The sequence below is a fragment of the Streptomyces sp. YGL11-2 genome, from assembly GCF_050054615.1.
Taxonomy (GTDB): Bacteria; Actinomycetota; Actinomycetes; order Streptomycetales; family Streptomycetaceae; genus Streptomyces.
The window spans coordinates 489309-499964 of record NZ_JBNHIN010000001.1 but is presented as its reverse complement, the minus strand read 5'-3'; the positions used below and the strand labels follow the sequence as shown (position 1 = coordinate 499964).

The window sequence follows — 10656 nt, the reverse complement described above, 5'->3', positions numbered from 1 at the left end:
CGCGGGGGTGCGGCGGCCCGCCCGCGGTTCGCTCCGCCCCCGGCCTCCGCCGCTCGGGCGCCCGTCCCTCAGGCGCCCGCCGCCCGGATCGCTGCCGCGGGGATCGCCGTCGCCGTCCCGCTGACATGCGACCGCGGGTCGCCCGCCCGCAGGTCGACGGTCAGCAGGCCGGGGCGGCCCAGGTCGTGCCCCTGATGGAGGGTGAGCGTCACCGGGGCGGTGACCAGGCCCAGGGCCCGGGTGTACGCGCCGAAGGCCGCCGCCGCGGCGCCGGTGGCCGGGTCCTCCACGACGCCGCCGACCGGGAACGGGTCGCGGACGTGGAAGACCGTGTCGCTCTCCCGCCAGACCAGTTGGAGGGTGGTCAGGTCCAGGCGGCGCATCAGGGCCGCCAGCCGGTCGAAGTCGTAGTCGAGGGCGGCGAGCCGGTCGCGGGTGGCGGCGCCGAGGACCAGGTGGCGGGCCCCGGCGTAGGCGATGCGGGGCGGCAGCGCCGGGTCGAGGTCGGCGGCGGGCCAGTCCAGGGCGGCCAGTGCCTCGTCGAGGTCGGCCGCGGCGACCGGGGCGATGTGCGGTTCGACGCTGGTGAGGGTGGCCCGGAGGGCGTCGCCGTGCCGGGCCACGGTGACCGGCACCGGGCCCGCCTGGGTGGCGAAGACGAAGTCGCCGGGGCCGGTGCGCTCGGCGAGGGCGACCGCGGTGGCGACCGTCGCATGGCCGCAGAACGCGACCTCGGCGAGCGGGCTGAAGTACCGGATGGTGAAGGCCCGTCCGGGCTCGCCCAGCCCCTCGGGCGGGGCGGTCAGGAACGCGGTCTCCGAATAGCCGAGGTCGGCGGCGACGGCCAGCTGCGCGGCGTCGTCCAGCCCGGCGGCGTCCAGGACCACGCCGGCCGGGTTGCCGCCCTCGGGGTCGGTGGAGAACGCGGTGTAGCGGAGGATCTCGGGGGTGCGGGCGGTGTCCCCGGCGGTGGCGTCGTGTGTCATGGCCGGGGAACCTCCCGCCACCGCCCGGCTATTCCCGGGCGCCCCGGAGGGCGTCAACCCCGCCCGATGTACGGCATGTTCGTCGCCAGCACCGTCGCGAACTGCACATTGGCCTCCAGGGGAAGCGCCGCCATGTGCACCACCGTCCGGGCCACGTCGGCCGCGTCCATCACCGGCTCGACCTCCGTCCGGCCGTTCGCCTGGAGGATGCCGGTCTGCATCCGGCCGGTCATCTCGGTGGCCGCGTTGCCGACGTCGATCTGGCCGCAGGCGATCCGGTACGGACGGCCGTCCAGGGACAGCGACTTGGTCAGCCCGGTCATCGCGTGCTTGGTGGCGGTGTACGCGATGGAGTGCGGCCGGGGCACATGCGCGGAGATGGAGCCGTTGTTGATGATCCGGCCGCCCTGCGGGTCCTGCGCCTTCATCGTGCGGAACGCGGCCTGGGCGCACAGGAACGCGCCGTTGAGGTTGACGTCGACGACCGACCGCCAGTCCTCGTAGGAGAGTTCGTCCAGCGGGGTGGGCGGCCCGAAGGCGCCCGCGTTGTTGAAGAGCAGGTCCAGCCGGCCGAAGCGGTCCCGTACGGCCGCGAAGAGGGCGTCGACCTCGTCGGGCCGGGTGACGTCGGTGGGTACCGGGACGGCCGCGGGGCCGTCGATGCCCGCGTACCCGACCTGGCGGGCGGTCTCCTCCAGGGCCGCCGCACGCCGGCCGGCCAGCACCACGGTCCAGTTGGCGGCGATCAGCGCCAGTGCGACCGCCCGCCCGATGCCGGAGCCGGCGCCGGTGACGACGGCCACCCTGCGGGCCGCCGCCGTGCCCTCCCGCGCCTCCTGGGGCGCCGGAGCCCTCTGCGGTGTCCCGGCCCGCGAGGACGGCGCCGGGAGCGTCGGCCGGGCCGCGGTCGCCGTCCCGCCCACCTGCCCGGCCCGTGCCACCGGCGTCGCCTGTGCGGCCCCTGACCGCTCTGTGTTCTGTGCCATGGCGGCAGCGTAACGGCGTACGGGGAGCGAACCGGGCGACGCCCCACCGGGCCGTGGTCCGGCCGCCGTTGGCCCGGTGGCGGGCGGTCCGATCGCCGCGGGGTGCGGACCGGCGCGGGCCGGACGTAGGTCCTGACCGACGGGTCGGGGTCGGAAAGCCCTAGGTCGAAAGGACTGCACCCATCCGCCCTGGGCGCCGGCCGCCGCGTGCCACCATGGTGCGGCCATCACCAACCCATGGAGACACTCATGACGGAGCCCGGGGCCAGAGCCGCCGCGAGCACGGACGAACCGAGCGGCGAGCGCGCCGACCGGCCCGCCATAGCCGGGCGGGTCCCGGCACCGGCCGCACCGGCCGCACTGCCCGGGGCCCGCCGCACCGGCCTCCTCGTCACCCTCGTCCTCGGCGGTCTCACGGCCGTCCCCCCGCTCTCCATGGACATGTACCTGCCGGCGCTGCCGCAGGTCACCGCGGCCCTGCGGAGCCCGGCCGCCACCGTCCAGCTCACCCTCACCACCTGCCTGGCGGGCATGGCCCTGGGCCAGATGATCGTCGGCCCGATGAGCGACAAGTGGGGACGCCGCCGCCCGCTGCTCGCCGGCATGGTGATCTACGTCCTGGCGACCGCCCTGTGCGTCGTCGCCACCAACGCCGAACTCCTCATCGCCTTCCGCCTGTTGCAGGGCCTGGCGGGTGCCGCCGGCATCGTCATCGCGCGGGCGGTGGTGCGCGATCTCTACGACGGTGTGGCGATGGCCCGGTTCTTCTCCACCCTCATGCTGATCTCCGGGGTGGCGCCGGTCGTCGCCCCGCTCATCGGCGGCCAGATCCTGCGGATCACCGACTGGCGCGGGGTCTTCGTCGTGCTGACCGCCGTCGGGCTGCTGCTCACCCTCCTCGTATGGCGCCGGCTTGACGAGACCCTGCCGCCCGAGCGCCGGCACCCGGGCGGCCTGGGCCAGGCCCTGCGCACCATGCGCGATCTGCTCGCCGACCGGGTCTTCTCCGGCTACCTCCTCGTCGGCGCCTTCGCCTTCGCGGCGCTCTTCGCGTACATCTCCGCCTCGCCGTTCGTCATCCAGGAGATCTACGGCGCCTCCCCGCAGACCTTCAGCCTGCTCTTCGGCGTCAACTCCGTCGGGCTGGTGGCGGTCGGCCAGATCAACGGCAAGCTGCTGGTCGGCCGGGTCTCCCTGGACAAGGTGCTGGGCACCGGCCTGGCGCTGGTCGCGCTCGCCGGGGCCGGCCTGCTGCTGATGTCGTCCGGGCTCCTGGGTCGGGTCGGCTTGGTGCCGATGGCCGCCGGGCTGTTCGTGCTGATGTCCGCGATGGGCCTGGTCATGCCGAGCACCAACACCCTGGCGCTGCTGCGCACCCCGCACGCGGCCGGCTCCGCCTCCGCGCTGCTGGGCACCTCCACGTTCCTGCTCGGCTCGGTGGCGTCCCCTCTGGTGGGCGTCGCGGGCGAGCGGACCGCCGTACCGATGGCCGTCGTACAGCTGTCGTGTGCCGTTCTCGCGCTCGTGAGCTTCCTGGGAATGTGCCGACCGTGGCAGCGTAGGGGGGACGGCCCCGCGCACTCCGGCGGCGAGAGGACCAGGCTCTGAACGCACCCAGGCTCCGACACGGCACACCGGCCCAGGCGGGACTGGACCCCGCCTGGATGGAACGGCTGGTCGGCGGCGTACGGGCACTGCCCGACGGCCGTCCGCCGTGGTGTGCCGGAGCCGTGGTGCTGGCCGGCCGCGGACCGGTGGTCGCCGCCGAGGCGGCGGCCGGCTGGGCGGTGCGCTACGGCAGCTACGACCCCGAGCGGGACCGCGGCGTCGAGCTGCCCCGCGACCTGTGGGAGCCGATGCGGGTCGGCACCGTCTTCGACCTCGCCTCGCTCAGCAAGCTCTTCACGGCCATCGCCGTGGTCCAGCAGATCGAGCGCGGCCGGCTGTCCCTCGACGAGCCGGCCGCCGCGCACCTCCCCGCCTTCGCCCCCGGCGTCACCGTCCGCCGGCTGCTGGGGCACACCTCGGGACTCGCCCCCGAACTCCCCTTCCACGACCACCGGGAGCGCACCGCCCAACTCGCGCTGCTGTGGGCGGAGGCCGCCGCCCCGTCCGGCGGCCCGCACGCCATATACCGCTACTCCGACCTGAACCTCATCGCCCTCCAGCTGATCCTGGAACGGCTCACCGGGCGCCGCCTGGACGCCCTGATCCGCACCGGCATCACGGGCCCGCTGGGCATGGCCAGTACCTCCTACGGCCCGCTGGGGCCGCAGGGCGTGGCCGCGACCGAGGACCAGCGGCGGCCCTGGGCCAAGGCGGACCGCGGCATGGTGCGCGGCGAGGTGCACGACGAGAACGCCTGGGCGCTGGGCGGGGTCGCCGGGCACGCGGGGCTCTTCTCCACCGCCCAGGACCTGGCCGTCCTGTGCCGGGCGCTGCTCAACGGCGGCGCGTACGGCACCGCCCGGATCCTCGGCCCGGACGCGGTCGCCTCGCTGCTCGACCCGCCCGGTCTCGGCTTCGGCGTCGACCAGCCGTACTTCATGGGCGAACTGGCCGGCCGGGGCGCCGCCGGGCACACCGGCTTCACCGGCACCAGCCTGGTCCTGGACCGGGCCACCGACACCTTCCTCATCCTGCTGGCCAACACCGTGCACCCGCGCCGCCGCGACGGCGGCAGCGCCCCGCGCGCGCTGGCCGCGACCCGGCTGGCCCGCGCGGTGGCGCGGGCCGGCTGAGCGGCCGGACCGGGCGCGCCCCCGGGCCCCGTAAAATCTGCGGAATGCACGACGAACTGCGCGCCGCCCTGGCCGGCCTGCTCGACGGCCTGCCGCCCAAGCAGGCCGCGCAGGCCGTGGACCGGCTGATCGCCAACTACCGGGGCCGTACCCCCACCGACGCCCCGGTGCTCCGGGACCGCAGCGACGTCGCCGCGTACGCCGCCTACCGCATGCCCGCGACCTTCGAAGCCGTACGGGCCGCGCTGGCCGCCTTCGCGGCGCGGGTCCCCGGCTGGTCCCCGGCCGCCCACGTCGACATCGGCGGCGGCACCGGAGCAGCCACCTGGGCCACCGCGGCCACCTGGGACGGCGTGCGCAGCACGGTCCTGGACTGGGCCCAGCCCGCCCTCGACCTCGGTCGCGAACTGGCCGCCGGAGTCCTGCCGGACACCACGTGGCAGCGGCAGGTCATCGGCGACGCCCTCACCGTCCCGGACGGCACCGACCTGGTGACCGTCTCCTACGTCCTCGGCGAGCTGCGCCCCGAGGCGCGCCGCGCGGTGGTCGCCGCCGCGGCCACCGCCGACTCCGTCGTGCTGATCGAACCGGGCACCCCGGAGGGCTACCTCCGCATCCGCGAGGCCCGCGAGCAGCTGATCGCCGCCGGTCTGCGCATCGTCGCGCCGTGCCCGCACAGCGCCGCCTGCCCGATCGTCCCGGGGGAAGACTGGTGCCACTTCTCCGTCCGGGTCAGCCGCTCCTCCCTGCACCGCCAGGTCAAGGGCGGCTCCCTCGCCTACGAGGACGAGAAGTTCAGCTACGTCGCCGCCACCCGCCGCGATGCCGCGCCGGCCGCCTCCCGGGTCGTCCGCAAGCCCCAACTCCGCAAGGGCCAGGTTCTGTTGGAGCTGTGCACCGCGGACGACGGCCTCCGGCGGAGCACGGTCACCAAGCGTCAGGGCACGGTCTACCGCGCGGCCCGCGACGCCGCCTGGGGCGACGACTGGCCCCCGGCCTGACCCTCCACCGAGGGCGCACCCCCGGTGGCACCCCGCTGGGAGCCTGCCATCGGGGGCACAACTTCAGCCTTTCTGCGTCCGCTCCTGCATTTTCCGTAGCAGCTCGCGGCGGTTCGGGTCCTCGCGGCCTCCCCGGCCGCTCCGCCCGCTGCCCGTGGCGCCGCGCAGCGCGCCGCGGGAGAGCTTGCTGCGCGTACCGCCGACACCGAGCATGCCAGCCGCATTTCCCTTGCTCATGAGGTGAGTTCCCTTCTCCGCACCGTCTGCGAGACGGGACGTCTCGCTCACGCCCCATCCTCAAACGAGACGATCCGTATTGTCAAGACGATACGTCTCGCCTCTTCCTCGCTACACTCCGCCCATGGCCAACAAACCAGCCCCCGACGCCTCCCGCCGCAGCGAACGTTCCCGCCGCGCGATCTTCGACGCCGCCCTCGCCCTGGTCGGCGAGGTCGGCTACGAGAAGCTCACCATCGAAGGCATCGCCTCCCGCGCAGGCGTCGGCAAGCAGACGATCTACCGCTGGTGGCCCTCCAAGGCGGCCGTCCTCCTCGACGCCTTCGGTGCGGTCGTCGACACGTACGACCAGGAGGGGCTGCCCGACACCGGCGACCTCGCCGCCGACCTCAAGACCGTCCTGCGGGCCACCGCCGACGAGTTCAGCGACGCGGCCTGGCAGGCCCCCTACCGTGCTCTGGCCGCGGCCGGCGCCAATGACGAGGAGCTCTCCCGCACCTTCGTCGGCCGCCTCATGGAGCCCGGCATCCGCGTCTACGTCGAGCGGCTGCGCTCCGCCCAAGAAGCCGGCGAGGTGGCCCCCGACCTCGACGTCCGGATCGCCGCCGAGATGCTGCTGAGTCCCTTCTCACAGCGGTGGCTGATGCGCACCGGCGAACTGACCCACGACTACGTCGACACCCTTGTCGACCAGGTGTTGCGCGGTCTGCGCCCGCGCGACTGACCGCACCGGGCGGTCGGTCGGCGATGGCGTGAATTGCCCCTGTTCGCCCGTCCCGCGTTCACTCCGGATCCGCACACCGGTCACCTGGCGCCCAGGATGGTGGCAGCATTGATCCCAGACCACCGCTCGAAGTGAGGGGATAGATGGAACGCAAGAGCAGGTTCTCCCAGTGGCTGCGCCGGCCGAAGAGCGGATCGGACGGCGGCGATACGGACACGGGATCAGCGGCTGCGCGCGGCCGTGCGGACCTGCTGCTGGCGGCGGCCGACGCGGGCTTCCCGGTCGCCCCCGCCGCCCACCCCTCCGGCTACGGCTGTTCCTGCGAGCGCATCGGCTGTCCCACCCCGGGACGGCATCCCATCTCCTTCGGCTGGCAGACCGTCGCCACCACCGACCGCGACAAGGTCGCCGCCTGGGTCCGCACCCTCCCGCAGGCCAACTTCATCACCGCCACCGGCATCGCCCACGACGTCCTCGACGTCCCCGTCGAAGCGGGCCGCAGCGCCCTCGGCCGGCTGGACGCGGCGGGCGTCGACGTCGGACCGGTCAGCCTCAGCGGCGCCGGCTTCGGGGACGGCCGGATGCTGTTCTTCACCGCCACCCGCGGCACCCCGGACGACGAGGACGAGTGGTGGCCGTGCGAACTGGACTGCCACCCCGAGACCCTCGACGAGCATCCGGGCCTGCGCTGGCACTGCCGCGGCAGCTATGTCCTCCTGCCGCCCTCGACCCTTCCCGGCGAGCAGCCCGCGGTGACCTGGCTGCGCGGCCCCGAACTCCCGCTGCCCGACCCGCTGACGCTGCTGGAGTCGCTGACCGACGCCTGTGCCGCGTTCATCGACCGCGAGCCCGACCACGAGACCGCCGCCTGGCCGATCGGCCGCTGACCGCTCCGGTACGGAGCCGGCGCCCGACGGTGAAGGGGCCGCCGGCTCCCGCCGACAGCCCCCCGCGCGCCGCCCCGGCCGCGAACGCCGCGGCTACAGCGCCCTGGCCGAGGTCTTCGCCTCGATCCGGTTGAGCACCGTGATCTTGCCGCCGGCGCTCTTCGCCGGGACCGTGACCGCCTGGCCCGAGACCGTGGTGAAGGCCATCCGCGTGGTCTTCTTGTCCGGTCCCTCCACGATGCCGCGCAGGCTGGGCGGCACGGTGATCATCAGGCCCGGGGAGACCGTCTTCTGCTGGTGGTAGATGGTCGAGAAGAACACCAGCGCACCGCCGTCCGTGGTCCGCAGCGCCACCGGCGGGTACTCCGACGCCTGGTCCTCCCACTGGATGCGGGCGCCGGGCTGGTTGGCGTCCCGGGCGCGCTGGGCCCGCCACTGGTCGGTGTTCGGCCCCGGCGCGAAGGAGCCGCCCTTGCCGGTGTTGAGGTAGTCGGCGTAGCTCTGGCCGAGCTTGCCCGGGTCGACCGTCAGCCCCGACGAGCCGTCGGTGGGCACCGCCTCCGCGTAGCCGTCCGTGACCTTCAGCTCCGGGGACGTGTTGCTGTCGAACGTGGCCAGGTAGACGGCCCGCCACTTCGCGCCGACGGCGTCCCGGCTGAACACCAGGAACCAGCGCGTGTTCTCGCCGCTGCGGTTCCTGCGGTTGCTGAGCGCGTCCCCGACGAAGAACTTCGGCCAGCCCTTCTGCTTGGGCACGGTGAAGTGCGCGTCCGTGAAGCGCAGTGGCGCGAACCGCGGGTTGCCGTTCGGCTGGATGCCGTGCGCCGCCTTTATCCCGGCCTGGTCGATGGCGAGCAGCGCACCCGCCTCGAACGAGGTGTTCACCTGCGGATCGAGCGTGCGGTTGGCCTTGTTGAAGCCGTCGGTGAAGTGCTTGAGCGCCTGCGCGGCGTCCGCCTTCGACACCGCCGGCAGGATCTCCCGCTCGCCGTGCACCGTCATGCAGCCGCTCAGTATCACCAGCGCCGCCGCTGTCGACGTCAGTGTTGCGGGCACCCGGAACGGCGACCTGCGTGTCATGGGGCTCGGGCTCCTTCGGGGCGACCGGGGCGGACTGGATGGCCGCCGGGGTGGCACGATTCGGCGCAACCCTACCCGGGCTGCGCGAGAACAAGACTGCGGGGATCGGATACGGCGCCCACACCGTGATCTGACGGGCACTCGGCCCGGTGGCCGCCGGCACCGACCGTAGGCCGAAGTTCTAGTTAGGTTAGGCTTACCTAACTAGCTTTTCCGCTGTGAACTTCCTCGGGAAGGGGTCCCATGCGCCGTCACCGCCACCTCCGGCTCCATACCCACACAGACACCCGCCCCCGCACCCGCGTCCGCGCCGGCGCCCGTGTTCGGGTGCTCTGCGCGGGGCTGCGGCGAGGGCTGGTCCGGGTGGTCGCCCCCGAGTTCGGAACGGCTCCCCGCCGCACCGCCACCGCCCCCGCGCCCGGACGCCCCCGCCCGGACTCCGGTGCCCCGGCGTGCTGTTGAATGCGGGGATGACCGACGCGAAGGACGTGAAGGGCGCAACCGCCGTCGAGGGCGCCGCCGTAGCAGCCGTGGCCGGTGCCGTGGACGTGGACGTGGAAGTGCTGCGGGTGTTCTGCGGGCCGGAGGGCGCCGGCGGCAATCTGCTGGGCGTCGTGAGCGACGGCGCCGCCCTCCCCGACCCGGCCGCCCGCGCCGCTCTCGCCGCCGAACTCGGCTTCAGCGAGACGGTGTTCCTCGACGACGCCGCCCGCGGCACCGCCGACATCCACACCCCCAGCGTCCGGCTCCCCTTCGCCGGCCACCCCCTCGTCGGCCTGGCCTGGCTGCTGCGGAGCCAGGGCCGCCCGCCGGCCGTGCTGCGCCCGCCGGCCGGCGAGGTCGCGGTCCGCTACGACGGGGACCTCACCTGGGTACGCGGGCGCGCCGAGTGGGTCACCCACCGGACCACCGAGCGGTACCCCTCCGCCGCGGCGGTCGACGCGCTGCCCGCGCCGCCGCCGGGGGAGGGCTGGCTCTACGCCTGGGCCTGGCTGGACGAGCCCGCGGGCGTGGTCCGCGCGCGGGCGTTCCCGCGGCGCGGGGACACCATCGTCGAGGACGAGGCCACCGGCGCCGCCGCCCTGCTCCTGACGCATCAGCTCGGACGCCCACTGGACATCCGCCAGGGCGCCGGCTCGCAGATCCGCACGCGGACGTATCCGGACGGCACGATCGAGGTCGGCGGACGGGTGCGCGCCGAGACCGCGTAGCGCCGCGGGGCGGAAGGCCGCGTGGTGGGACGGCCGGCTCGCCGTGCGGCCTTCCGCATCCCGCTACGCGCTCATCGGGAACTGCTCGCCCAGCTCCCGGAACACCGCGCTGTTCAGCGCGAACGCGCGCCTGCACTCGTCGACCACCCGCTGCTTCTCCAGGTCGTCCACCGGCAGCGCGTCCAGGAGTTCGCGGTATTCGCGCTTGAAGGCGGCGGGGTTGGCTATCTCCTCGAAGACGTAGAACCGGACGCCGTCGCCCTTGCGCGCGAAGCCCCAGGTCTTCTCGGCGGTGCCGCGGATGATCTGGCCGCCGGAGAGGTCGCCGAGATAGCGGGTGTAGTGGTGGGCGACATAGCCGGCCGGCCAGTCGCGGGCGCAGACCGCGATCCGGTCGGCGTACGCGGCGGTGGCCGGCAGGGGCGTGAGGCCGGTCCGCCAGGAGGGGCCGCCGAGATGGGCGAGGTCGCGCTCCAGCTCGGTGGTGCGGGCCAGCTCCGGGCGGATGAAGGGGCCCGCCACTGGGTCGGCGCCAAGGGCCCCGGAGGCGTCCTCCAGCGCGCGGTAGACGAACCAGAGCTGCTCCGTGTAGCGCCGGTAGGCGTCGACGCCGAGCCTGCCGCCGAGGAGGTCGCCCATGAACGAGGAGTTCTCGGCCTCGGTGTGCTGCGCGTGGGACGCGGTGCGGATCACCGTGGAGAACGGTGTGGACGGCGTGAACGGCGTGGACGGCACGGACGGGGTCGGGCTGGACGCTTCCAAGGCGGACCTCCGGGGGCCGGGGGAGCGGACGGGAACAGGCC

General features: G+C 74.3%; 11 protein-coding genes. 6 read left to right on the top strand and 5 right to left on the bottom strand.

Annotated elements, in window-relative coordinates:
- Positions 1–68: 68 nt before the first annotated feature.
- On the bottom strand, positions 69–986 hold the full coding sequence (locus tag ACO1BR_RS02230; RefSeq protein ID WP_426793297.1) for a PhzF family phenazine biosynthesis protein: 918 nt from the start codon (positions 984–986) through the stop codon (positions 69–71).
- A 53-nt stretch (positions 987–1039) separates the two neighbouring features.
- Entirely contained in the window at positions 1040–1972 is a 933-nt protein-coding gene (locus ACO1BR_RS02225; protein ID WP_426793296.1) for an SDR family oxidoreductase, read from the bottom strand.
- Between the two features lie 249 nt (positions 1973–2221).
- Between ACO1BR_RS02225 and ACO1BR_RS02220 the strand changes: the two genes are divergently transcribed.
- From ACO1BR_RS02220 to ACO1BR_RS02210, 3 genes are read left to right on the top strand one after another with little or no spacing between them, the layout of a single operon-like run.
- On the top strand, positions 2222–3580 hold the full coding sequence (locus ACO1BR_RS02220) for a multidrug effflux MFS transporter (RefSeq protein ID WP_426793295.1): 1359 nt from the start codon (positions 2222–2224) through the stop codon (positions 3578–3580).
- 56 nt (positions 3581–3636) lie between these two features.
- Complete coding sequence (locus tag ACO1BR_RS02215) at positions 3637–4713, top strand: serine hydrolase domain-containing protein (RefSeq protein ID WP_426793294.1); 1077 nt, start codon at positions 3637–3639, stop codon at positions 4711–4713.
- A gap of 44 nt (positions 4714–4757) precedes the next feature.
- On the top strand, positions 4758–5714 hold the full coding sequence (locus ACO1BR_RS02210) for a small ribosomal subunit Rsm22 family protein (RefSeq protein WP_426793293.1): 957 nt from the start codon (positions 4758–4760) through the stop codon (positions 5712–5714).
- 63 nt (positions 5715–5777) lie between these two features.
- Here the strand turns inward: ACO1BR_RS02210 and ACO1BR_RS02205 are convergent, their stop codons facing one another.
- Positions 5778–5951, bottom strand: a complete 174-nt coding sequence (locus ACO1BR_RS02205) for a DUF6243 family protein (RefSeq protein ID WP_426793292.1) — start codon at positions 5949–5951, stop codon at positions 5778–5780.
- Positions 5952–6075: 124 nt separating this feature from the next.
- On the opposite strand from ACO1BR_RS02205, the gene ACO1BR_RS02200 reads away from it, so the two are divergent.
- A complete protein-coding gene (locus ACO1BR_RS02200; RefSeq protein WP_426793291.1) occupies positions 6076–6675 on the top strand; it encodes a TetR/AcrR family transcriptional regulator in 600 nt (199 codons plus the stop codon).
- Positions 6676–6818: 143 nt separating this feature from the next.
- Positions 6819–7562: a bifunctional DNA primase/polymerase gene (locus tag ACO1BR_RS02195; protein WP_159504176.1), complete on the top strand. Its 744-nt coding sequence runs from the start codon at positions 6819–6821 to the stop codon at positions 7560–7562.
- Between the two features lie 93 nt (positions 7563–7655).
- On the opposite strand, the gene ACO1BR_RS02190 is transcribed toward ACO1BR_RS02195, so the two are convergent.
- On the bottom strand, positions 7656–8642 hold the full coding sequence (locus ACO1BR_RS02190; RefSeq protein WP_426793290.1) for a hypothetical protein: 987 nt from the start codon (positions 8640–8642) through the stop codon (positions 7656–7658).
- Between the two features lie 470 nt (positions 8643–9112).
- Between ACO1BR_RS02190 and ACO1BR_RS02185 the strand changes: the two genes are divergently transcribed.
- Entirely contained in the window at positions 9113–9853 is a 741-nt protein-coding gene (locus ACO1BR_RS02185) for a PhzF family phenazine biosynthesis protein (RefSeq protein ID WP_426793289.1), read from the top strand.
- Between the two features lie 63 nt (positions 9854–9916).
- Here the strand turns inward: ACO1BR_RS02185 and ACO1BR_RS02180 are convergent, their stop codons facing one another.
- Complete coding sequence (locus ACO1BR_RS02180) at positions 9917–10615, bottom strand: heme oxygenase (biliverdin-producing) (protein ID WP_426793288.1); 699 nt, start codon at positions 10613–10615, stop codon at positions 9917–9919.
- Positions 10616–10656: the final 41 nt, after the last annotated feature.